This window comes from Micromonospora tarensis (genome assembly GCF_016803395.1).
GTDB lineage: Bacteria > Actinomycetota > Actinomycetes > Mycobacteriales > Micromonosporaceae > Micromonospora > Micromonospora tarensis.
In genome coordinates, this window is the sequence record NZ_JAEVHL010000058.1 from 1 (window position 1) to 21,811 (window position 21,811).

At 73.2% G+C, this 21,811-nt stretch carries 23 protein-coding genes and 1 pseudogene; 7 read left to right on the top strand and 17 right to left on the bottom strand.

Translation table 11 applies throughout. The annotated features are described in order from the left end of the window. Positions 1-36: 36 nt before the first annotated feature. Entirely contained in the window at positions 37-633 is a 597-nt protein-coding gene (locus tag JM949_RS14185) for a TetR/AcrR family transcriptional regulator (protein ID WP_203148957.1), read from the top strand. Between the two features lie 7 nt (positions 634-640). Here JM949_RS14185 and JM949_RS14190 read toward each other — a convergent pair whose 3' ends face one another. From JM949_RS14190 to JM949_RS14200, 3 genes are all read right to left on the bottom strand, one after another. Then, positions 641-1,390: a DUF2470 domain-containing protein gene (locus JM949_RS14190; protein WP_203148958.1), complete on the bottom strand. Its 750-nt coding sequence runs from the start codon at positions 1,388-1,390 to the stop codon at positions 641-643. Positions 1,391-1,476: 86 nt separating this feature from the next. Then, positions 1,477-3,252, bottom strand: a complete 1,776-nt coding sequence (locus JM949_RS14195; protein WP_203148986.1) for an ABC transporter ATP-binding protein — start codon at positions 3,250-3,252, stop codon at positions 1,477-1,479. A gap of 67 nt (positions 3,253-3,319) precedes the next feature. Then, positions 3,320-5,203 carry an ABC transporter ATP-binding protein gene (locus JM949_RS14200; RefSeq protein WP_203148959.1) on the bottom strand — a complete coding sequence of 628 codons (1,884 nt, stop codon included), beginning with the start codon at positions 5,201-5,203 and terminating at the stop codon, positions 3,320-3,322. A gap of 171 nt (positions 5,204-5,374) precedes the next feature. Here JM949_RS14200 and JM949_RS14205 point away from each other — a divergent pair, with 171 nt between their 5' ends. From JM949_RS14205 to JM949_RS14215, 3 genes are all read left to right on the top strand, one after another. Beyond that, positions 5,375-6,004: a TIGR03085 family metal-binding protein gene (locus tag JM949_RS14205; protein ID WP_203148960.1), complete on the top strand. Its 630-nt coding sequence runs from the start codon at positions 5,375-5,377 to the stop codon at positions 6,002-6,004. A 128-nt stretch (positions 6,005-6,132) separates the two neighbouring features. Then, positions 6,133-7,080: a terpene synthase family protein gene (locus tag JM949_RS14210; protein ID WP_203148961.1), complete on the top strand. Its 948-nt coding sequence runs from the start codon at positions 6,133-6,135 to the stop codon at positions 7,078-7,080. A 137-nt stretch (positions 7,081-7,217) separates the two neighbouring features. Continuing rightward, positions 7,218-9,044, top strand: a complete 1,827-nt coding sequence (locus JM949_RS14215; protein WP_203148962.1) for an AMP-dependent synthetase/ligase — start codon at positions 7,218-7,220, stop codon at positions 9,042-9,044. A 58-nt stretch (positions 9,045-9,102) separates the two neighbouring features. On the opposite strand, the gene yczR is transcribed toward JM949_RS14215, so the two are convergent. Beyond that, positions 9,103-10,557 (bottom strand): MocR-like transcription factor YczR, encoded by a 1,455-nt coding sequence (yczR, locus tag JM949_RS14220; protein WP_203148963.1) that lies wholly within the window; start codon positions 10,555-10,557, stop codon positions 9,103-9,105. A gap of 59 nt (positions 10,558-10,616) precedes the next feature. Here yczR and yczE point away from each other — a divergent pair, with 59 nt between their 5' ends. Together yczE and JM949_RS14230 are read left to right on the top strand one after the other, a co-directional pair. Further along, complete coding sequence (yczE, locus tag JM949_RS14225; protein ID WP_203148964.1) at positions 10,617-11,288, top strand: membrane protein YczE; 672 nt, start codon at positions 10,617-10,619, stop codon at positions 11,286-11,288. 102 nt (positions 11,289-11,390) lie between these two features. Continuing rightward, the gene (locus JM949_RS14230) at positions 11,391-11,852 is read left to right on the top strand and encodes a hypothetical protein (protein ID WP_203148965.1); all 462 of its coding nucleotides are present in this window, start codon (positions 11,391-11,393) and stop codon (positions 11,850-11,852) included. A gap of 5 nt (positions 11,853-11,857) precedes the next feature. On the opposite strand, the gene hisF is transcribed toward JM949_RS14230, so the two are convergent. The 12 genes and pseudogenes from hisF to hisD all read right to left on the bottom strand — a co-directional run bounded on the left by hisF (position 11,858) and on the right by hisD (position 20,094). Then, positions 11,858-12,625: an imidazole glycerol phosphate synthase subunit HisF gene (gene hisF / locus JM949_RS14235; protein ID WP_203148966.1), complete on the bottom strand. Its 768-nt coding sequence runs from the start codon at positions 12,623-12,625 to the stop codon at positions 11,858-11,860. Between the two features lie 73 nt (positions 12,626-12,698). Next, the gene (locus JM949_RS14240; RefSeq protein ID WP_203148967.1) at positions 12,699-13,697 is read right to left on the bottom strand and encodes an NADP-dependent oxidoreductase; all 999 of its coding nucleotides are present in this window, start codon (positions 13,695-13,697) and stop codon (positions 12,699-12,701) included. Between the two features lie 36 nt (positions 13,698-13,733). Next, positions 13,734-14,165, bottom strand: a complete 432-nt coding sequence (locus JM949_RS14245; RefSeq protein ID WP_238433154.1) for an organic hydroperoxide resistance protein — start codon at positions 14,163-14,165, stop codon at positions 13,734-13,736. Between the two features lie 5 nt (positions 14,166-14,170). Then, positions 14,171-14,617, bottom strand: a complete 447-nt coding sequence (locus JM949_RS14250; protein ID WP_203148969.1) for a MarR family winged helix-turn-helix transcriptional regulator — start codon at positions 14,615-14,617, stop codon at positions 14,171-14,173. Positions 14,618-14,688: 71 nt separating this feature from the next. Next, positions 14,689-15,078, bottom strand: coding sequence for a RidA family protein (locus JM949_RS14255; RefSeq protein WP_203148970.1), 390 nt, complete (start codon positions 15,076-15,078; stop codon positions 14,689-14,691). Beyond that, positions 15,075-15,800: a bifunctional 1-(5-phosphoribosyl)-5-((5-phosphoribosylamino)methylideneamino)imidazole-4-carboxamide isomerase/phosphoribosylanthranilate isomerase PriA gene (gene priA / locus JM949_RS14260; RefSeq protein ID WP_203148971.1), complete on the bottom strand. Its 726-nt coding sequence runs from the start codon at positions 15,798-15,800 to the stop codon at positions 15,075-15,077. The genes JM949_RS14255 and priA overlap by 4 nt, the downstream gene beginning before the upstream one ends. A 14-nt stretch (positions 15,801-15,814) precedes the next feature. Continuing rightward, the gene (locus JM949_RS14265) at positions 15,815-16,138 is read right to left on the bottom strand and encodes a hypothetical protein (protein WP_203148972.1); all 324 of its coding nucleotides are present in this window, start codon (positions 16,136-16,138) and stop codon (positions 15,815-15,817) included. A gap of 36 nt (positions 16,139-16,174) precedes the next feature. Beyond that, the gene (hisH, locus tag JM949_RS14270; protein ID WP_203148973.1) at positions 16,175-16,807 is read right to left on the bottom strand and encodes an imidazole glycerol phosphate synthase subunit HisH; all 633 of its coding nucleotides are present in this window, start codon (positions 16,805-16,807) and stop codon (positions 16,175-16,177) included. Then, positions 16,804-16,977, bottom strand: coding sequence for a hypothetical protein (locus JM949_RS14275; RefSeq protein WP_203148974.1), 174 nt, complete (start codon positions 16,975-16,977; stop codon positions 16,804-16,806). Before JM949_RS14275 ends, hisH begins: the two co-directional genes overlap by 4 nt. A gap of 117 nt (positions 16,978-17,094) precedes the next feature. After that, the gene (gene hisB, locus JM949_RS14280) at positions 17,095-17,706 is read right to left on the bottom strand and encodes an imidazoleglycerol-phosphate dehydratase HisB (RefSeq protein ID WP_203148975.1); all 612 of its coding nucleotides are present in this window, start codon (positions 17,704-17,706) and stop codon (positions 17,095-17,097) included. Beyond that, positions 17,703-18,775 (bottom strand): annotated as a pseudogene (locus JM949_RS14285) (histidinol-phosphate transaminase). Before JM949_RS14285 ends, hisB begins: the two are co-directional and overlap by 4 nt. Then, a complete protein-coding gene (gene hisD, locus JM949_RS14290) occupies positions 18,772-20,094 on the bottom strand; it encodes a histidinol dehydrogenase (RefSeq protein WP_203148976.1) in 1,323 nt (440 codons plus the stop codon). The pseudogene JM949_RS14285 and the gene hisD overlap by 4 nt, the downstream one beginning before the upstream one ends. Positions 20,095-20,200: 106 nt before the next feature. Between hisD and JM949_RS14295 the strand changes: the two genes are divergently transcribed. Continuing rightward, positions 20,201-20,905 carry an LON peptidase substrate-binding domain-containing protein gene (locus JM949_RS14295; RefSeq protein ID WP_203148977.1) on the top strand — a complete coding sequence of 235 codons (705 nt, stop codon included), beginning with the start codon at positions 20,201-20,203 and terminating at the stop codon, positions 20,903-20,905. Here JM949_RS14295 and JM949_RS14300 read toward each other — a convergent pair. Continuing rightward, a complete protein-coding gene (locus JM949_RS14300; protein WP_407664769.1) occupies positions 20,820-21,587 on the bottom strand; it encodes a DUF2567 domain-containing protein in 768 nt (255 codons plus the stop codon). The two genes, JM949_RS14295 and JM949_RS14300, sit on opposite strands and share 86 nt — an antisense overlap. Positions 21,588-21,811 lie beyond the last annotated feature (224 nt).

Sequence of the window (21,811 nt, forward strand, 5' to 3'; positions counted from 1 at the left end):
CCACGACGCGACCGGCTGGACGAACGAGGGGCGGCGATGACGCGGCGGACCGGCCGGCGACCCGGCAAACCGGGCACCCGGGAGGCGATTCTCGACGCGGCGCGCACGGCGTTCGCCGAGCGGGGCTTCGACGCCGCCTCGATCCGTGCCATCGCCGGCACGGCGGAGGTCGACCCGGCGCTGGTGCACCACTACTTCGGCAGCAAGGACCAGCTCTTCCTGGCCGCGATGAACTTTCCGGTCGACCCCGGTCAGCTGGTGCCGAAGGTGCTCGCCGGCGACCGGGACGGCGTCGGCGAGCGCATGGTCCGCATCTTCCTCGGGGTCTGGGACTCCCCGGCCGGCAGCGCGGGGGTGGCGCTGCTGCGCTCGGCGGTGAGCAACGAGTGGACCGCGCGGCTGCTCCGCGAGTTCATCACGACGCAGGTGCTGCGCCGGGTGCTCGAACAGCTCGACGTCGACCCGGCCCAGTTGCCGCTGCGCGGTTCCCTGGTGGCCACCCAGATGATCGGCCTGGCCATGATGCGGCACGTGGTGCGCCTGGAGCCGGTCGCCTCGGCGGACGCGGAGACCCTGGCCGCCGCGGTCGGTCCGACCATCCAGCGCTACCTCACCGGCCCGCTGCCCAGCTGACCCACGCTCAGAACGGCGGGCGGGCGTCGGCCGGGAGTCGCAGCGGCGGCAGCAGCCGCGACAGCTCGGCCGGGTCGGCCACCGGGCTGGGGAAGGCCAGCCGGATCCGGCGCCGGGCACCGGGTCGACCGACGGCGACCACCAGCCCGTAGCGGTCGACCCGCACCACCCGGGGCGGCCCGTCCGGAGTCTGCTCGGTCAACCCGAGCTGCCGGCGCAGGTACGCGGTCACCTGGGCGCCGTGGCGTTCGGCGAGGTCGGTGAGGAGGCGCGCCTCGACCGGGTGCACCGGGTCCGGCTCCGCCTCGGCGTACTCCCCCGGGTCGACCCGGCGCACCACGCCGGCCCGCTCCCAGCGGACCTCGACCACCTCGAAGCGGAACAGCCGGAACCGGGTGCCCAGGTCGAGCAGGTCCCCGGTCGGCTCCACAGCGGCGAACTCGACCGCCGCGTCGCGGGCCTCGTCGCCGTGCAGCTCGGCCGCCCAGCCGGAGACCCAGGCGCGACCCAGACCGGGCGCGCCCGCGGCGGGCGGCAGGTCGAGCACGTCGAGCACCACCGCGACGTCGCCGCCCCCGGCCGCCGGATGCAGGGCGGCGGCCAGGTGGCTGGCCACCGGCACCAACAGCAGCACCCGCCCGTCCGGGTCGGTCACGTGTCGGGCGTGGTGCGGGCCCGGGCGGTGGGCGAGGTGAACGAGACCGGGCAGGCGACCGGCGACGAGGGTACGGACGATCTCGGCGGGATTGGGCCGCATGGGCGCGACTCCTTCAAAGGTTAGGCTTACCTAAGCCGGAGCCTAGAGCACCCGCCCCGCGCCGTCCACCGCACCGCCGCAGCAGGTCACCGGGTCTGCTCCAGCCAGGAGGCGTAGAGCAGCGCGTAGACCGAGTCGGCATCGCGGACCAGCTCGTCGTGGGGCCCGCGCTGCACCACCCGCCCCCGGTCCACCACGATCACCTCGTCGGCGGCCTGCGCCGTGGAGAGCCGGTGCGCGATCGCGAGGGTGGTCCGACCCCGGGTGACCGCGTCCAGGGTGCGCTGCAACCGCACCTCGGTCGCCGGGTCCACCGCGCTGGTCGCCTCGTCGAGCACCAGCAGGTCGGGGTCGGCCACGTACGCACGGGCCAACGCCACCAACTGCCGCTCCCCCACGCTGAGCGCCTCGCCCCGCTCCCCGACCGGCGTGTTCAGGCCCGCCGGCAGACCCTCCAACCAGTCCGACAAGCCCAACTCGGTGAAGGCGGCGGTCAACTGCTCGTCGGTCAGCTCCGGTCGGGCGAACCGGACGTTGTCCCCCACCGTCGCGTCGAAGAGGAACCCGTCCTGCGGCACCATCACCACCCGCGAACGCAGCGAGTCGAACCGGACGTCCGCCAGCGGCACCCCGGAGAGCAGCACCGCCCCCGCCGACGGGTCCATCAGCCGAGTCAGCAACTTGGCGAACGTGGTCTTGCCGCTGCCGGTCTCACCGACCACCGCCACCCGGCTCTTCGCCGCGATCTCCAGGTCGATGTCGTGCAGCACCGGCGGACCACCCGGGTAGGCGAACCGCACCCCGGAGAACCGGATGTCCAGCGGTCCACCCGGCAGCTCCCGCCCCTGCTCCCCCGGGTCGGCCACGTCCGGGGCGACGTCCAGCACGTCCAGCACCCGACGCCAACCGGCGATCGCGTTCTGCGCCTCGTTGAGCACCTCGGTGGCGATCTGCACCGGCTGGATGAAGAGCGTCACCAGGAACAGGAACGCCGTCAACTGGCCGATCGACAGCGTGCCGTCCACCCCCAGCAGCACCCCGAGCACGACCACACCGGCCAGCGCCAACCCCGCCGCCAACTCGCCCACCGAGCTGCCCACGATGCTGATCCGGATGGCCCGCTGCTGGGCCAGACGCTGCCCGTCGATCGCCTCGTCCAGCCGCCGCTCGGTGCGTCCCGCGATCCCGTACGCCCGGATCACCGGCGCGCCCACCACGCTCTCGCCGATCGCGCCGAGCAACGTGCCGGTGCGCTGCCGCACCGTCGCGTACGCCGTGCCGAGGCGGCGTTGCAGCTGCCGGATCACGAACACCGCCGGCAGGAACGCGGCCAGCACCACAACTGTCAACTGCCAGGAGTACGCCAGCATGACGGCGGTGGTGACCACCAGCTGACCCAGGTTGACCAGCAGGATCACCCCGCCCCACTGGAGGAACTGGGTGATCTGGTCGACGTCGCTGGTCACCCGGGAGACCAGCGAGCCGCGTCGCTCCGACTGCTGGTGCAACATCGACAGGTCGTGCACGTGCCGGAACGCCCGCGTCCGCACGTTGGCCAGCGCCGTCTCGCTGACCGTGAACAACCGGCGCATCATCAGGTAGCCGCAGAGCGTGGTGATCGCCAGGATCGCCGCGGTGACCGCGACCACCGACCAAACCACATTCAGGTTCAGACCACCGACGATGCCCCGGTCGATGCCCTGCTGCACGGCGACCGGCACGGCGACCCGACCGACCATGTAGACCAACGCCAACGCCAACGTGCCGGCCAGGCCGGTGCGCAGCTCCGGCGAGAGCGCCAACCCCCGGCGCAGGGTCTGCCAGGTCGTCTCCTCCCGCGCCCCGCGCTCGTCGGTACCCACCCCTGAACTCACCGGGCCCGCCTTCCGTTCGCGACTGCGGGGCTCCGCTCCGCTGCACTCCTCGCACTCACCGGTCCACCTCGATTTCCAGGCCCGACGGCAACGGCGCGACCTCGTCGTCGTACGGGCTGTCCTGCACGCGGTCGACCTCGGCCTGCTCGTAGGCGGTGACCAGGTCGACATAGCCGGGCACGGTGGCCAACAACTCGCTGTGGGTGCCCCGGGCGACCACCCGTCCCTGCTCCACGTAGATGACCTCGTCGGCGAGCGCGATGGTGGCCCGGCGGTACGCCACCACCAGGATCGACGCGGCCGGCACCCCGGCCTCGCCGGTCGAGGAGCGCAGCCCGGCCAGGATGGCCGCCTCGACCCGCGGGTCCACCGCGCTCGTCGCGTCGTCGAGCACCAGCAGGCGGGGCCGACCGGCCAGCGCGCGGGCCAGGGTGAGCCGCTGCCGCTGACCGCCGGAGAGTGAGGTGCCCCGCTCACCGACCATGGTGTCCAGACCCTCGGGCAACGCGGCGACGAACCCGTCCGCCTCGGCCAGCCGCAGCGCCGCCCAGACCACCTCGTCGTCGATACCCGGCCGGTCGAGGGCGATGTTGGCGCGGACCGTGTCGTCGAAGATGAACGGCACCTGCGCGACCAGGGCCACCGTGCCGGCCAGCGACGCGGAGGTCAACTCGCGGACGTCCACCCCGTCCACCGTGACCGAGCCGGCGTCCGGGTCGACGAGGCGCACCGCCAGCGAGGTGATCGTGGACTTGCCGGCGCCGGTCGGCCCGACCAGTGCCACAGTGCGACCGGCCGGCACCGTGAAGCCCACCTCGCCGAGGACCCGCGCGCCGGGTTGGTGCGCCTCGGCCGGCGGATAGGAGTAGTGCACGTCGTCGAAGGTGAGGGTGGCCGGGCCGGCCCCGGCCGGGTCGAGCACCCGCCGCCCGTACGGCATCTCGCCGGTGGCGTCGAGCACCCGGCGGACCCGGTCCCAGCCGGCGACGCTGCGCGGCAGCTCGGCCAGGACCCACCCGATGGCGCGCACCGGAAAGGCCAGCACGGTGAAGAGGAAGGCCACACTGACCAGCTCGGTCACGCTGATCGCGCCCTGACGCAGCCGGAACGCGCCCACCACCAGCACGGCGAGGGTGCCCAGGCTGGGCAGCGTCTCCAACAGCGGGTCGAAGATGCCGCGCAGCCGACCGACCGCGATCAGCGAGTCGCGCAACTCGCCGGCGCGGCCCGCGAACCGGGCGGTCTCCTGGGCCTCGCGGCCCATCGTCTTGACCACCAGGGCGCCGTCGAAGCTCTCGTGGGCGATCCCGCTGACCTCGGCCCGCAGGCGCTGCGCCCGGGCCTGCCGAGGGGCCATCCGGCGGGAGTAGACGACGTTGAGCGCGAACAGCGCGGGAAAGACCGCGAGGCCGACCAGGGCGAGCGCCCAGTCGGTGGCGAAGAGCGACACGATCGCGCCGACCAGCATCACCAGCGTGCCGACGGCGAAGGGCAGCGGCGCGATCGGGTACCAGGCCGCCTCCACGTCGGAGTTGGCGTTGGACAGCAGGGTGCCGGTGGAGTTGCGGTGGTGCCAGGAGAGCGGCAGTTCCAGGTACCGACGGGTGACTCGGCGGCGGTAGGCGGCCTGGAGGCGGTACTGCATGTAGCCGGCGCCGAGCCGGCGGCCGACGATGCCCGCCACCCGCAGCACACTGATCCCGAACAACGCCGTCGCGGCCAGCGCCAGGGTGCCGGCGCCCACCTCGCCGCGCTCGATGGCGGGCAGCGCCACCCCGCCGACGACCGACCCGACGACCCGGGCGCTGACAATGATCATCCCGCCGAAGAGCACGCTGCCGACGACCGCCACCGCGAAGATCCGCGGTTGTTCCCGGATCGCCTGTCGCAGGACGCTCAGCCCTCGACTGAGAACGTCCCGACTTGTCCTGCTCGCCACGCTCTCCCCCGCCGTAAGCCGCAATTATCTCCCTCATCCTTACCGGTCGGGGCCGCCACCGCCGACCCTGACCGGATATGTCGACCGTCACGTACCGGACGGCGGCGAGCGGCGGCGTCGACCCGGGTTCACTGGCGCGCGCCGACGGGCCACCGGGCCTACGATCGGGCCATGCCGCGGTACGCCCGAGCCGAGCGCGAGGCGCTGGCCGATCTCCTGCTGGCCCTCGGGCCGGCCGCCCCGACGATCAACGAGGGCTGGGCGACCCGCGACCTCGCCGCGCACCTGGTGCTGCGGGAGCGCCGTCCGGACGCGGCGGGCGGGATCGTGCTGCCGCCCCTGCGCGGCTACGCCGAGCGGGTCCGGCGTCAACTCGCCGTGCGGCCCTACCCCGAGCTGGTGGCGCAGGTACGACGGCCACCGCTGTGGAGCCCGATCAGTAACCCGCTGACCGACGAGGTGGCCAACCTGATGGAGTTCTTCATCCATCACGAGGACGTCCGGCGGGCCAGCTCCGGGTGGCGGCCCCGTGACCTGCCCACCGACCTGCAACGCGCGCTCTGGAAGCGGGCCGCCCCGATGGCCCGGTTGGCCCTGCGCCGGTTTCCGGCGGACCTCTACGTGCAGGCGCCCGGCCACGGCGAGATCTCCGTCGGCCGCGGCGGTGAACCGTTGCGGGTCGTCGGCGCGCCGGGTGAGCTGGTGCTCTTCCTCTCCGGCCGGCAACGGGTGGCCCGGGTCCAGTTGAACGGCGCGGTGCAGGCCGCGAACCGACTGCGCGGTGCCAACCTGGGCTTTTGATCCTCTGCAGCCAACCGAGCACGGAACAGCTGTGCTGTTTCCCACACCCAGCGAAACATGCTGATGCGTCCTCCCGTACGCTTCACCGCGCCGTTCCGCGCCGGGCGGCATGAAAGTGGGGGCGCACTGTGCGTGATTTCGCGATCTCGGCGCTGCGGGAACCCCCGTTCCCCACGGGGCGCCATGCTGCCACGGAGCAGGTGGCGGACGAGAGCGTCGAGTGGGCGCGGGCGTTCGGGCTGGTCGATTCCAGCCAACGGGTGCACCGGCTACTCCTGGCCGACGCCGCCGGCCTGGCTGGCCGCGCCTGCCAGGACGGCTCGGTGGACGGGTTGCGGCTGCTCACCGACCTGATCAGCTGGCTCTTCGTGATGGACGACGCCTGCGACGAGGACGGCCTCGGCGCCGATCCGGTCCGACTGGGGCCGGCGATCAGCACCCTGCTCGACGTGCTGGACCGGTGCGGCGACCCCGACGTCGTACCGCCCGCCGTCGGGCCGCTGGGGGACGCGCTGCACGACCTCTGCCGCCGGGCCCGGCTGCACGGGCACCCGGGGCTGCTGCTGCGGTTCGTCAGCCAGATGCGGGAGTACCTGCTGGCGTTGCTCTGGGAGGCGGGCAACCGGGAGCGTCGACGCGTGCCCGAGATGGCGGAGTACGTCCAGCTGCGTCGGCACATCGGCGGCGTGCATCCCTGCCTCACCCTGACCGACCTGGCCTCGACGCGGCCCTCCGGTCCGACCCAGCGCGCCGATCCGGGGCTGGTCGCCCTGGACCTGCTCGCGGTGGACCTGGTCTGCTGGTGCAACGACCTCTTCTCCTACGGCAAGGAGAGCCGGGCCGACCCGGACGCGCACAACCTGGTGACGGTGATCGCCCAGGACGGCGCGGCGGACGAGGTGACCGCGCTGCGGGCGGTCGCGAACCGGTTCAACCAGGGGCTGGCGACCTACCTGGACGCGGAGGAGGCGCTCCTGGCCGAGGGGGACGACGGGATGCGGCACGCGCTGACCGCCCGGCGCAACTGGGTCCGGGCCACCTACGACTGGTCGGTGGTGGCTGCCCGGTACGCCTGATCGACCCTACCGGTGAGCGGGACGGGACGGCCGGACGATCACCGGGACTAGCCGACGCGCAGCGCCAGGCAATACTCTTCGGTAACCATCATGACGTGACGACCGTCACGCCACCACCCCCGAAGGCGGCTACAGCGATGGCTCTCGATGTACCGTACCGCTCCATCCCGGATATGTTCCTCAAGCGCGTGGCGGCCACCCCCGACCGGAACGCGTTCGCCTCCCCGAACCCCGACGACTCCGGGCCGGCCTGGCTGACCTGGCACCAGGTGGGCCAGCGCGCCAAGGCGGTCGCCGCCGGCCTGCACAGCCTGGGCGTCGGCCAGGAGGACCCGGTGGCGATCCTCGCCAACACCCGGCTGGACTGGGTGATCGTCGACCTCGGCATCATGTGCGCCGGCGGCGCGACCACCACCGTCTATCCCACCACCGAGCCGGCGGACGCGACGTACATCATCGCCGACTCCGGGTCGACCGTGTTGTTCGCGGAGAACCCGACCCAGGCGGCGAAGATCGCCGGTGCCAACCTGCCCGCGCTGACCCACGTCGTGCTCCTCGACGGTGCGGTCGACCCGGCCGCGGCGATTCCGCAGTTGACGCTCGCCGAGTTGGAGCAGCGGGGCGCCGGTGCGCTGGCCGCCGAGCCGGATCTGATCGACATGCTGGTGGCCGGCATCGGCCCGGACCACCTGGCCACCCTGATCTACACCTCCGGCACCACCGGCCAACCCAAGGGCGTCGAGCTGCTGCACGGTGGCTGGTGCTGGGAGGCCGTGGCGCAGGCGGAGGTCGGGTTGCTGCGCGACGACGACCTGCAGTACCTGTGGCTGCCGCTGGCCCACTCGTTCGGCAAGACCCTGCTCTGCGGCGCCATCCACGTCGGCCTGCCCACCTACGTCGACGGGCGGGTGGACAAGCTTGTCGACCTGCTCTCGGTGATCCGTCCGACGCTGATGTGCGGTGCTCCCCGGGTGTTCGAGAAGGTCTACAACAAGGCGGTGACCACCGCACAGGGCGCCGGCGGCGCGAAGGCGAAGATCTTCACCTGGGCGGTGGGCGTCGGCAAGCAGAAGATCGGCTTGGAGCAGGCCGGCAAGCCGGTGCCGGCGGGGCTGCGGCTGCGCTACGGGCTGGCCGAGAAGCTGGTGTTCAGCAAGCTCCAGGCCCGCCTGGGCGGCCGGATGCGCGTGCTGGTGTCCGGCGCCGCGCCGCTCAGCCCGGAGATCGCCACCTTCTTCGCCGCGGCGAACCTGCCGATCTCCGAGGGCTACGGCCTGACCGAGACCAGCGCCGGCAACTTCGTCAACCCGCCGGCGGGGCTGCGCATCGGCACGGTGGGCCGGGCGATGGGTGACCTGGAGTGCCGGATCGACACCGACGGGGAGATCCTGGTGCGGGGTCGGCCGGTGATGCGCGGCTACCACAACCTGCCGGAGGAGACCGCCGCCGCGTTCACCGAGGACGGCTTCTTCCGTACCGGTGACATCGGCAGGCTCGACGAGCAGGGCTACCTACGGATCACCGACCGCAAGAAGGACCTGGTCAAGACCTCGGGCGGCAAGTACATCGCGCCGTCGCACATCGAGGGGATGTTCAAGGCCATCTGCCCGTACACCTCGCAGGCGGTCGTCATCGGTCAGGCCCGCAACTTCTGCACGATGCTGGTCACGCTGGACCCGGACGCGATCCGGGGCTGGGTCGCCGGCGGCCCGCTGGAGGGGCGCGGCTACGCCGAGATCGTCGCCTCGCCGGAGGCGCAGACCATGGTCGAGGAGTACGTCGCCCAGCTCAACGCCAAGCTCAACCGCTGGGAGACGATCAAGAAGGTGGCCATCCTGCCGCGCGACCTGACGATCGAGGACGGCGAGATCACCCCGTCCTTGAAGATCAAGCGACGTGGCGTGGAGAGCAACTTCGCCACCGAGATCGACAAGATGTACGCCGGCACCCTCGCGGAGCTCTGACGCGTCGCCGGTGGCCCGGCACCCGGCCGGGTGCGGGGCCACCGGCGTCGGCGACGGCTCAGGCGATGACGGCCGGCTCCCGCCACCGCTGACGACCGGTCCGGTCCAGGTCGTAGCGGACCGCCGCGATCCGGGCGACGGCCTCCACGAGATCGGTCGCGGGCAGCGTGAACGGCAGTCGCAGGAAGCGCTCCAGGGTGCCGTCCAGGCCGAACCGGGGGCCGGGCGCCAGCCGGACGCCGACCTCCTCCGCGGCCCGCGCCAGCGCGCTGGAGACCGGGCCGTCCAACTCGGCCCAGAGCGTCACGCCACCCCGTGGCACGGTGACCCGCCATTCGGGTAGCCGATGCGCCAGCGCGCCGAGCAGGGCGTCGCGCTGGACGGCCAACTGGACCCGGCGGTCGGCCACGATGGCCTCGGCGTCGGCGAGCAGGTGCACCGCGACCAGCTGGTCCAGCACCGGGCTGGCCATGTCCACTCCGACCCGGACGGCGGCCAGCCGCTGCACCTGGGGCGCGGACGCGCGCACCCAGCCGATCCGCAGGCCACCCCAGTAGGGCTTGCTCATCCCTCCGATGCTGACCACCCGGCTGTGCCGGTCGTAGGCGGCGACCGGGGGTGGCGGCTCGGTGCCGTCCATCGCCAGGTCCACGAAGGACTCGTCGATGATGAGGTCGGTGCCGACCGCGTGCGCGGCGGCCACCACGCTCTCCCGCAGCTCGGCGGGCATCAGGTGCCCGGTCGGGTTCTGGAACTCCGGAATCAGGTAGGCCAGCTTGGGCCGGGTCTGCCGGAGGCTGCCCAGCAGCAGGTCGGGTTCCCAGCCGGCGTCGGCGGCCAGGCCGTGGGTGGTGATCCGGGCCCGGCGGCCGGCCAGCGCGGCGAGCGCGTTGGGGTAGGTCGGGGACTCCACCAGGACACTGCCGCCGGGGGCCAGGGCGAGTCGCAACACCAGGTCCAGGGCGTGCTGGGTGCCGCTGGTGACCATGATCTGGTCGGCCGAGGTGGGCAGCCCCCGGGCGCTGTAGGCGTCGGCCACCGCCTCGCGCAGTTCGATGATGCCGGTCGGGTGGTAGCCGGCCCCGCCCAGATAACGGGGCAGGTCCTCGCTGGCGGCTCGGGCGGCCGTCAACAGTTCGGGCGGGGCGGCCAGCGCGGCGACGCCGAGGTCGAGCATCTCCCGGTCGTCCATCGGCGTCCACAGGCCGGTGCTGGCCACCCGGTGGTTGCCGGGCAGCATCGTCCAACTGCCGGCGCCCCGACGGCTGGCCAGGTGCCCGGTCTCGCGCAGCTGCCGGTACGCGGCGGTGACAGTGGTCCGACTGATCCGCAACGCCTCGGCCAGCTCCCGTTCGGCGGGCAGGCGGACCCCCAGCGGCAGCCGACCGTCGGCGAGCAGACCGCGCACCGCGCCGGCGAGTGCGGCGTAGTCGGGGCTGCGTCGCCGGCCGGGCAGGGCATGCCACTGCCCGAGAAGACGGGCCAATTGGACGCCCCGCACCTGCCCGGTCATGGCCACTCCTCGAATATTGGCCTCTTCCTCGACGAGGATTGGCACCTAGGGTGGCATGCATGGCACTGATTGGCAATCTGCGGCACCGACCGGTCCGGCGGCTGGTCCAGCTCTACCTCGGGCTCGTGCTCTACGGCGTCAGCATGGCCCTGATGATCCGCTCGCACCTGGGCCTCGACCCGTGGGACGTGTTCCACCAGGGGCTCTCCAAGCTGACCGACCTCTCCTTCGGCACCGTCACCATCGGCGTCGGCGCGCTGGTCCTGCTGCTCTGGATCCCGCTGCGGCAGCGGCCCGGCCTCGGCACGGTCAGCAACGTCGTGGTGATCGGCCTGGTCGTGGACGCCACAGTGGCCCTGTTGCCCAGGACGGATCCGCTCGGCCTCCGGATCGCGATGCTGATCACCGGGATCGTCGCCAACGGCGCCGCCACCGCTCTCTACCTCGGCGCCCGGTTGGGGCCCGGCCCCCGCGACGGCCTGATGACCGGGTACGTGGCCCGCCGGCCCGGCCGGTCGGTCCGGCTGGTGCGCACCGTCATCGAGGTCACCGTGCTGGCGCTGGGCTGGTTGCTCGGCGGCACGGTCGGCGTGGGCACCGTCGCGTACGCGCTGGCCATCGGTCCGTTGGCCCAGTTCTTCATCCCGCTGTTCGCCGTGCCCGAAAGCACCGCCCGCGGCAGCGCGACACCCACGCCGGGCGACGCCGCGTCGGTCGCGCCGACCGGCTGAACCCTCACCGACCGTCCGCGCACCGGTACGTCGTGGTGGTGCGACATACGAGGATGGAGGGTGGGTGTTCCCTTCCGCGACGCGCGCCGTCATCATCTCTGCATGGGGGAGAACGGTTGGCACTGGACGGACGCCTGGATCTTCGTATCGCTGGTCATCGCGAGTGGGGCCGGGCGGCACCGTCGGTCGGCGACGAGTCGACGGCCGGAGGGCGTCCGCCTGACCGACGTGCTCTCCACCGCCGACCACCTCAACCACACGATCCCGCAGCGGCACGAGGTGGAGGCCGCGGTCCAGCGGTTGGTCGGTGCCGGCCTGGTCAGCGTCGCCGACGGCTGGTTCCGGATCACCGCCGAGGGTGAGCAGCTCTGGCGTACCCGCCCACGCGCCGGGGTGGCGACCATGGTGGACACCGTGCAGGGCGTGCTGACCCGCCGCCACGCGCCCGGCCGGGCCGACTGGATCCTGGACGAGGCCGACCACGCGGCCGCCGTCCAGGAATACGCGGTCCGCTCGATCCCCACGCCCCGCCGGTCACCGGAGGGGCACTCCGGGGAGCACTGACCGGCTCAGCGCACCGGGTGGCCGCCGCGACGCAGCGCGTCCTTGACCTCGGCCACGGTCAGCTCACCGAAGTGGAAGACGCTGGCGGCGAGCACCGCGTCCGCGCCGGCACCGATCGCGGGCGGAAAGTGGGCCACCTCGCCGGCGCCGCCACTGGCCACCACCGGCACGTCCACGACCGCCCGCACCGCGGCGATCAGCTCCAGGTCGAACCCCGCCTTGGTGCCGTCGGCGTCCATCGAGTTGAGCAGGATCTCCCCCGCGCCCAGCTCGGCGCCCCGCTGCGCCCACCACACCGCGTCGATCCCGGTGCCGCGTCGGCCACCATGCGTGGTGACCTCGAAGCCGCTGGGCGTGCTGTCGGTGGTGGCCCGGCGCACGTCGAGGGAGAGCACGAGCACCTGCCGGCCGAACCGGTCGGCGATCTCGGCGATCAGCTCCGGCCGGGCGATCGCGGCGGTGTTCACCCCGACCTTGTCGGCCCCGGCGCGCAGCAGCGTGTCCACGTCGCCGACCTGTCGAACCCCGCCACCGACGGTCAGCGGGATGAACACCGACTCGGCGGTGCGCCGCACCACGTCGAGCATGGTGCCCCGGTCGCTGGAGGACGCGGTGACGTCGAGGAAGGTCAGCTCGTCCGCGCCGGCCCGGTCGTACGCGGCGGCCAACTCCACCGGGTCGCCGGCGTCGCGCAGGTCGAGGAAGTTGACCCCCTTGACCACCCGCCCGGCGTCCACGTCAAGACACGGGATCACCCGTACCGCCACCGTCATGCCGCGAGCCTATCCTCCGCGCACGACACGGCGGCCGACCCGTTCGGGTCGACCGCCGTGGAAGGGGCGGGCGTCACACCCGGACGAGCATCTTGCCCAGGTTGTCGCCGCGCAGCAGGCCGAGGAACGCGGCCGGCGCGTTCTCGATGCCGTCCACGATCGTCTCGTCGTAGGAGAGCGTGCCCTCGCGCAACCAGCCGGCCACGTCACTGACGAACGCGTCACGCACGTCGTTGTGGTCGTTGACCAGGAAGCCCCGCAGGGTGAGCCGTTTGCCGATGACCAGCGCCAGGTTGCGCGGAGCGGCCGGCGGCTCGGTGGCGTTGTACTGCGAGATCATGCCGCAGATGGCGACCCGGCCGTGCCGGTTCATGGCCGAGATCGCCGCCTCCAGGTGGTCGCCGCCGACGTTGTCGAAGTAGACGTCGACGCCGTCCGGCGCGGCCGTCCCCAGCGAGTCGCGGACCGGCCCGTCGTGGTAGTCGAACGCGGCGTCGAAGCCCAACGCCCGCAGCCGCTCGACCTTGGCCGGCGAGCCGGCGCTGCCGACCACCCGGCCGGCACCCTTCAGCTTGGCGATCTGGCCGACCAGGCTGCCCACCGCGCCGGCCGCGGCGGAGACGAAGACGGTCTCCCCGGGCTTCATCGCGGCCACCTCCAGCAGCCCGGCGTACGCGGTCAGCCCGGTCATGCCCAGCACGCTCAGGTACGCGCTGACCGGGGCGAGAGCCGGGTCGACCGGGCGGGCCGCGGTGGCGTCGAGCAGCGCGTACTCCCGCCAGCCCAGCCCGTGCAGGACGGTGGCCCCGACGGCGATGGCGGCCGACTCGCTGGCCACCACCTCGCCGATCGCGGCGCCGTCGAGCGGCGCGTCGAGCGCGTAGGGCGGCACGTACGACTTGACGTCGTTCATCCGCCCGCGCATGTACGGGTCGACGGAGATGTACTGGTTACGGACCACGATCTGGCCCGGTCCCGGCGTCGGCACGTCGGTCTTGACGAGCCGGAAATTGTCCTCGACCGGCCAGCCGGTCGGGCGGCTGGCCAGGTGGATCTCGCGGTTGCTGGTCACGGGGTGGTCGTCCCTTCGTCCGGGTGCGGCGGCCGGTCAGGCCGGCAGGGTCTCGCGGACGGTCAGCGCCACGTCGATGTTGCCGCGGGTGGCGTTGGAGTACGGGCAGACCTGGTGGGCCTGCTCGACCAGCTGCTCGGCGGCCTCGCGGGGCACGGCGGGCAGGTCGACGACGAGCCGCACGGTGAGCCCGAAGCCGCCGCTGCCGTTCGGGCCGATGCCCACCTCGGCGCCGACGACGGAGCCGGTCACGTCGGCCTTGGCCCGGCGGGCCACCAGCCGCAGCGCGCCGTGGAAGCAGGCCGCGTAGCCGGCGGCGAAGAGCTGTTCCGGGTTGGCCGCGCCACCGGCGCCACCCATCTCCTTCGGCACGGCCAGATCGAGCGTGAAGGTGCCGTCGGAGGTCTCGACGTGGCCGTCCCGGCCGTCGCCGGTGGCGGTCGCGGACGCGGTGTAGAGCACCTGCATGATGGTCACTGCTCCTTCTGTCGGTGGATGGTGTCGGTGACCTGGGTGAGGGTGTCGCGCAGCGCGACCAGCTCGGCGAGGCCCAGCCCGGTGGCCTGGGCGACGCACATCGGGATGTGTTCGACCCGTTGGCGCAGGGCCCGACCCCGCTCGGTGAGGCCCACCTCGACCCGCCGCTCGTCGCGGGCCGACCGCCGCCGCACCACCAGCTCCGCCCCCTCCAGCCGCTTCAGCAGCGGGGAGAGCGTGCCGGAGTCCAGCCGCAGCTCGGTGCCCAGCTCGGACACCGTGGGGGCGTCGTCGGGACGCTCCCAGAGCACCAGCAGCACCAGATACTGCGGGTAGGTCAACCCGAACTCGTCGAGGATCGGCCGGTAGACGTCGGTCAGGGCGCGCGACGCGGTGTAGAGCGCGAAGCACACCTGCCGGCGCAGCACCAGATCATCGGTCACCGTTGAACCGTAGCGCGCAATTAAGTTGTGCACAACTTATCGGTGCGGGGGGCCGGCCCGCCCGGCGTACCTCAACGGTCGCCGAGGTACGCCTCCAACTCCACCTCGACCAGGTGCTCCGGATCCAGCAGACCGGCGACCACCACCAGGGTCGCCGCCGGCCGGACCGCGCCGAAGACGGCGTTGTGCGCCCGGCCCACCTCGTCGGCGTGCAGCCGGTCCGTCACGTACATCCTGGTCCGAACCACGTCACCCGGCTCCGCACCCACCTCGGCGAGCGCCGCCAACCCGATCCGCAGCGCCTGCGCGGTCTGCGCGGCGGCGTCACCCAGGTGCACCACCCGACCGTCCACAGTCGCCGTGCAGCCGGCCGTCAAGGCCAGGTCACCGGCGCGCACCACCCGCGAGTAGCCGTACCGCCGCTCCCACGGACCACCCGAGCCGAGCCGGGTGGTCGTCACGCCTCGGCCAGGGTCCGCAGCGCCTCGGCCACCGTGAAGGCGCCCGCGTAGAGCGCCTTGCCGGCGATGACCCCCTCCACCCCCACCGACTCCAGGCCCGCCAACGCCCGCAGGTCGTCCAGCGTGGACACCCCACCGGAGGCGATCACCGGCCGGTCGGTGCGGGCGCACACCTCACGCAGCAGGTCCAGGTTCGGCCCGCGCATCGTGCCGTCCTTGGTGATGTCGGTGACGACATACCGGCTCGCGCCCGCCTTGTCCAGGCGCTCCAGCACCTCGTACAGGTCGCCGCCGTCGCGGGTCCAGCCCCGTGCGGAGAGGGTGCGACCCCGCACGTCCAACCCGATCGCCACCCGGTCGCCGTACTCCCCCACCACCCGGTCACACCAGACCGGGTCCTCCAGCGCGGCGGTGCCGATGTTGACCCGGGCGGCCCCGGTGCCCAGCGCGGCCCGCAGCGACTCGTCGTCCCGGATCCCGCCGGAGAGCTCCACCTGCACGTCCAACTGCCGCACCACCTCGGCGAGCAGGTGCGCGTTGGTGCCCCGACCGAACGCCGCGTCCAGATCGACCAGGTGGATCCACTCGGCGCCGTCCCGCTGCCAGGCCAGCGCGGACTCCAACGGGTCACCGTAGACGCTCTCGCTTCCGAGGGCGCCCTGCACGAGCCGGACGGCCCGGCCGTCGGCGACGTCCACGGCGGGCAACAGGGTGAGGCTCAACGTCTTCTCCTCGATCAGGTACGACGGTCCAGAGCGATCACGACGATCGCCGGTAGTACGAGCAACAAGAGCACGATCAGCGCGACACGCAGCGCCAGGTTGTCGACGAACGTCCAGATCAGAATCAGCGTCGCACCGGTGAGCAGCACGATCGCGGCCCGCTCACCCCGGGTGTGCCGGGCCAACCGCCCGGAGCGGCCCCGGCGCAGCCGCGGCGTCAACCGGCGGACCACCGCGCGACGACGCTGCCGGCGGGCGACCCGGCGCTGCCGCACCGCCCGCTCCCGGGCCTGCTCGGCCTCCCGTTCCGCCCGCCGCCGGGCGCGTTCCCGGCTCACCGCGACGCCCGCCGACCGGACGTCACGCCCCGTCGCTCAACCACCACTGGGCAACGTGGCCAGCCAGTTGCGCAGCAGCGCGGCACCGGTGTCGGCGGACTTCTCGGGATGGAACTGGGCCGCCGACAGCGGACCGCGCTCCACGGCGGCGACGAAATCCGTGTCGTGGTGGGCGGTGGTCACGGTGGCACCGGCGGCGGCCAGGGCCGCCGGGTCACCCATCGCGTACGAGTGCACGAAGTAGAACCGGCTCTGCGCCGCCAGCCCGGCGAAGAGCACCGACTCCCGGGGGGCCCGGACCGTGTTCCAACCCATGTGCGGCAGCCGGTCGGCGGCCAGTCGGGTCACCCCGCCGGGCAGCAACCCGAGCCCCTTGGTCACCACACCGTGCTCGTCGCCGTGCTCGAAGAGCACCTGCATGCCCACGCAGATGCCCAGCACCGGCCGGCCGGCGGCGACCCGCTCGGCGATCACCGGACCGGCGCCGAGCGCCTCGATCCCGGCCATACACGCGGCGTACGCCCCCACACCCGGGACCACCAGGCCGTCCGCGTCCGCCGCGGCAGCCAGGTCGTCGGTCACCCGCACGTCCGCGCCGGCGGCGGCCAGCGCCCGCTCGGCCGAGCGCAGATTGCCCGAACCGTAGTCGAGCACCACCACGGCGCTCACGCGTTCTCCCCCGGCAGCAGCCACAGCACCCCGCCGACCGTGGCGAGCACCGCGAGCAGCGCGGTGATGACCACCACGCCCTTCGGCGCGCCCTGCCGGTACAGCGACCAGGCGCCACCGACCAGCACCCCGGCAAGGATCAACAACAACGTCGGCAGCGCGGCGCCCATCAGAGCCCTCCTTCATTCGCGACTGCGGGGCTCCGCTGCGCTGCACTCCTCGCGCTCATCAGAGCCGCCTTTCATGCGCGACTGCGGGGCTCCGCTGCGCTGCACTCCTCGCGCTCATCAGAGCGCACCCTTCGTGCTCGGGATCGCGCCGGCCGCCCGAGGGTCGATCGCGGTCGCCTCGCGCAACGCCCGGGAGACCGCCTTGAACTGCGCCTCCACCACGTGGTGCGCGTCCGGGTGGCCGCCCGGCCGGGCCGCCCGCAACACGTCGACGTGCAGGGTCACCCGGGCCGCCTGGCCGAAGGACTCCCAGATGTGCCGGGTCATGCTGGTCGCGTAGACCGGCCCGATGTACGGGGCGAGCACCGGCTCGTCGTGCACCACGTACGGCCGACCCGACAGGTCAACGGCGGCCCGGACCAGCACCTCGTCCATCGGCACGGTCGCCGAACCGTAGCGCCGGATGCCGGCCTTGTCGCCCAGCGCCTCGTCGAACGCGGCACCCAGCGCCAACGCGGTGTCCTCGATCGTGTGGTGCGCGTCGATCTCCAGGTCACCCACGGTGCGGACGGTCAGGTCGAAACCGCCGTGCCGGGCGATCTGGTGCAGCATGTGGTCGTAGAAGCCGACCCCCGTGCTGATCTCGGCGGCGCCGGTGCCGTCGAGGTCGATCTCGACGAGGACCTTGGTCTCCTTGGTGATCCGCTCCACCCGGGCGGTCCGGCTCATGTAACTGTCTCCATCGCAGCGAGGAAGGCGTCGGTCTCGGCGGAGGTGCCCGCGGTCACCCGCAGCCAGCCGGGCAGGCCGACATCACGGACCAGCACCCCCTGGGCCAGCAGGGCGTTCCAGACGACGGTCTGGTCGCCGCCCACCTCGAAGAGCACGAAGTTGGCGTCGCTGTCGGCGACCCGCAGCCCGCGCTCACGCAGCGTCGCCACGATCCGGTCCCGCTCCGCCATGATCGCGCTCACCGTACCGAGGAGGGCATCCCGGTGGGCCACCGCCGCGCGAGCGGCGGCCTGGGTCAGCGTGGAGAGATGGTACGGCAACCGGACCAGCTGCACCGCCCGCACCACCGCCGGGTCGGCGGCCAGGTAGCCCAGCCGCCCACCGGCGAAGCCGAACGCCTTGCTCATCGTCCGGGTGACCACCAGCCGTGGGTGGCCGGGCAGCACCGCGAGGGCGCTGACCGTCCCGGGCCGGGCGAATTCGGCGTACGCCTCGTCGACGATCACCATGCCCGGCGCGGCGTCGAGCACCGCGGCGACCACCGCCGGGTCCAGGGCGGTGCCGGTGGGGTTGTTCGGCGAACAGAGGAAGACCACGTCGGGTCGGTGCTCACGGACCTGCGCGACCGCTTCGGCGGCGGTCAACCCGAAGTCGACGCCGCGCGCGGCCGCACCCAACGGGTGCCGGTGCCGAGGGCCAGCAGCGGGTGCATCGAGTACGCCGGGACGAAACCGAGCGCGCTGCGCCCCGGCCCGCCGAACGCCTGCAGCAACTGCTGCTGGATCTCGTTGGAGCCGTTCGCCGCCCACACCTGCTCGACGGTGAGCCCGTGGCCGAGATATTCGGCCAGGTCGGCGCGGAGCGCCACGGCGTCCCGGTCCGGGTAGCGGTTCAACTCGCGCAGCTCGGCCGCGAGCGCCTTGCTGATCGCCTCGACCACCGGCTCCGGAACCGGGTGCGAATTCTCGTTGGTGTTGAGCCGCACCGGCACGTCCAGCTGGGGCGCGCCGTACGGCGACAGCCCACGCAGGTCGGCACGGATCGGCAGCTCCGCCGGGCTGGTCACGCCGCCCCTCCCGGGAAACGGGCCTGGACCGCCTGGCCGTGCGCGGGCAGGTCCTCCACGTTCGCCAGGGTGACCACGTGCGGGGCGACGTCGCGCAGCGCGGCCTCGGTGTACTCGATCAGGTGCACCCCGCGCAGGAAGGACTGCACGGACAGCCCGGAGGAGTGCCGGGCGCAGCCGCCGGTGGGCAGCACGTGGTTGGAGCCGGCGCAGTAGTCGCCGAGCGACACCGGCGACCAGGCGCCCACGAAGATCGCCCCGGCGTTGCGGACCCGCAGCGCCCACTCCCGGGCGTCGGCCGTCTGGATCTCCAGGTGCTCGGCCGCGTACGCGTCGACCACCCGCAGCCCCGCCTCCAGGTCGTCGACCAGGACCACACCGCTCTGCTCACCGGTCAGCGCCGTGGTCACCCGCTCGGTGTGCTTGGTCGCCGGCACCTGCCGGGCCAGCTCCCGCTCGACCGCCTCGACCAACGCCAGCGACGGGGTGACCAGCACGCTCGCGGCGAGCGGGTCGTGCTCGGCCTGGCTGATCAGGTCGGCGGCGACGTGCGCCGGGTCGGCCGTGTCGTCGGCCAGGATGGCGATCTCGGTCGGCCCGGCCTCGGCGTCGATGCCGACCACGCCCCGCAGCAGCCGCTTGGCGGCGGTCACCCAGATGTTGCCGGGGCCGGTGACCAGGTCGACGGGGTTGCAGCGCAGCTCACCCGCCGGGTCCACCGCCGCGCCGTACGCCAGCATCGCCACCGCCTGGGCCCCGCCCACGGCGTACACCTCGTCGACGCCGAGCAACGCGCAGGCCGCGAGCACCCGAGGGTCGGGCAGGCCGCCGTTGTCCTGCTGCGGCGGGCTGACCACCACCAGCGACCGCACCCCGGCCGCCTGGGCGGGCACCACGTTCATCACCACTGTCGACGGGTACATCGCCAGGCCACCGGGCACGTAGAGGCCGACCCGGTCGACCGGCAGCCACCGCTCGGTGACCGTGCCGCCGGGCACCACCTTGGTGATGTGGTCGGTGCGCCGCTGGTCGGCGTGCACCCGACGGGCCCGGCTGATCGACTCCAGCAGCGCGGCCCGCACCGCCGGGTCGAGCACCCCCTCGGCCTCGGTGATCGCCTCGGCCGGCACCCGCAGCACCTCGGGCGAGACACCGTCAAACCGCTCGCTGGCCTCCCGGATCGCCGGGTACCCATGGTCGCGGACCGCCTCCACCAGGGGCCGGATGCGCTCGACGGCGACCGACACGTCGAGCTGGGCACGGGGCAGCAGGCGACGCGGGTCGCCGAGACCGTCGCGAAGGTCGATCCGATTCAGCACCCTTGCGAGTCTAGGCGGCCGGGCGGACGTCCACCCGAGCCGCCCGTACGCCGGGACGGTGAGCCGGGCCACGCCCGGCGGGGCGAGATTGGTTAGGCTCGACCCTGTGACCGCACGGCTGCCGGTGTTCCCGCTCGCAACGGTGCTCTTTCCCGGGTTGGTGCTGCCGCTGCACATCTTCGAGGAGCGCTACCGGGCGCTGGTCCGGCACCTGGTCGACCTGCCCGAGGGTGCCCCGCGCGAGTTCGGCGTGGTGGCGATCCAGGCCGGCTGGGAGGTCGCGCCCGCCGGGCCCGGCGCCCGGGCGACGCCCAGCGCCGGCGAGGTCACCCTGCACGAGGTGGGCTGCACCGCCGAGCTGCGCCAGGTGACCGAGCTTGCCGACGGTGGTTTCGACATCGTCACTGTCGGCCGGCGTCGGTTCCGGATCGCCGAGGTCGACGACAACGCCGCGCCCTACCTGACCGCCGACGTCGAGTGGCTACCCGATCCGGGCGGGTCGGACGAGGTGGCCGATCTGCTGGCCGCCCGGGTGATCGCGGTGTTCCGGCAGTACCTCGGCCTGATCCGCTCCGACCCGGAGGAGATCTCCGAGCAGCTGCCGGAGGACCCCACAGTGCTCTCCCACCTGGTGGCGGCGACGGCGGCGCTGACCGTCGACGACCGGCAGCGACTGCTGGCGATCGACGACACCGCCTCCCGGCTCCGCGCCGAGCTGCGGCTGCTCAACCGCGAGGCGGCTCTGTTGCGTCAGGTGCGGGCGGTTCCGGTGCCGCTGGCGGAGCTGGCGTCCCCGCCGACACCCAACTGAACTCCGTCGGGTCGGGCTCCGGGCGTAGCCCCGGCCAGCGCGACCAACCGGCGAGCAGGGTGTACATGACCGCGGCGCCGAACGCCGGCAGCAGCAGGTTGCCGTGCGGCACCGGCAGCACGCCGAGCACCCAGTCGACCCCGCCGGCCCGCAGGTCGGCGGGTTTGCTGAAGGCCTGCCCGGCCGGCGCGGTGGCCAGCAACCGGTCGAAGGTGGCCAGGCCGATCCGCCGCCCCACCTGCCAGGCCACCGGCGCGGCGACCAACGCGCCGAGCACCGCGGCCAGCAACCCGACCGGGCCGCGCCGCCGACGCAGCACGAACCACAGGGCGAACGCCACGAACAGCCCGAAGGCGAGACCGAGCAGGCTGAACCAGCCGTCCGCGGCGATCGGCTGCTCCGGTTGCGGCTCGGCGTAGATCGCCCCCTCGGCGGTCTTGAGCACCGGGGTGTCCGGCGCGAGCGCGGCCCAGAGCAGCCCGAGCGGAATGCCCAGCACGGCCAGCGCGAGCACCGCGCCGAGCACCGTCGCCACCGCGCGCAGCGGGCGACGCGGCTCGTCGAACCGCAGCTCCAACGAGCTCTGGTACGCCGCCGACGCCGGGCTGTCGCCCGGGAGGAACCCGTCCGGGAGGAACCCGTCCGGGGGCGTTCCGGGCGGCGCGGTCGAATCCGGCGGCAGAGTCGGCGCGACGGCATCCGACGGCTGCGTTTTCCCGACGGCATCCGGCGGCGTCCGGCCCGACGGGCTCGGCCGACGGGGGCGTCCCGCCCGACGGCTCGGCATCCGGCGGCGTCCCGCCCGACGGCTCGGCCGACGGAGGCGTCCCGCCCGACGTGCGGGGTGCGGCGGGTTGGTCGGGCTCGTCGACGGGCCGCGCGGGGTCGGGGTTGTCCGGGCTCACC

What these genes read in the sequence shown, in the direction of transcription:
- JM949_RS14190 (WP_203148958.1), bottom strand. Translation starts at nt 1,390, where the DNA reads ATGCGGCCCAATCCCGCCGAGATCGTCCGTACCCTCGTCGCCGGTCGC.
- JM949_RS14245 (WP_238433154.1), bottom strand. Translation starts at nt 14,165, where the DNA reads ATGCAGGTGCTCTACACCGCGTCCGCGACCGCCACCGGCGACGGCCGG.
- JM949_RS14215 (WP_203148962.1), top strand. Translation starts at nt 7,218, where the DNA reads ATGGCTCTCGATGTACCGTACCGCTCCATCCCGGATATGTTCCTCAAG.
- JM949_RS14185 (WP_203148957.1), top strand. Translation starts at nt 37, where the DNA reads ATGACGCGGCGGACCGGCCGGCGACCCGGCAAACCGGGCACCCGGGAG.
- JM949_RS14205 (WP_203148960.1), top strand. Translation starts at nt 5,375, where the DNA reads ATGCCGCGGTACGCCCGAGCCGAGCGCGAGGCGCTGGCCGATCTCCTG.
- hisF (WP_203148966.1), bottom strand. Translation starts at nt 12,625, where the DNA reads ATGACGGTGGCGGTACGGGTGATCCCGTGTCTTGACGTGGACGCCGGG.
- JM949_RS14230 (WP_203148965.1), top strand. Translation starts at nt 11,391, where the DNA reads ATGGGGGAGAACGGTTGGCACTGGACGGACGCCTGGATCTTCGTATCG.
- yczE (WP_203148964.1), top strand. Translation starts at nt 10,617, where the DNA reads ATGGCACTGATTGGCAATCTGCGGCACCGACCGGTCCGGCGGCTGGTC.
- JM949_RS14275 (WP_203148974.1), bottom strand. Translation starts at nt 16,977, where the DNA reads ATGGGCGCCGCGCTGCCGACGTTGTTGTTGATCCTTGCCGGGGTGCTG.
- hisB (WP_203148975.1), bottom strand. Translation starts at nt 17,706, where the DNA reads ATGAGCCGGACCGCCCGGGTGGAGCGGATCACCAAGGAGACCAAGGTC.
- yczR (WP_203148963.1), bottom strand. Translation starts at nt 10,557, where the DNA reads ATGACCGGGCAGGTGCGGGGCGTCCAATTGGCCCGTCTTCTCGGGCAG.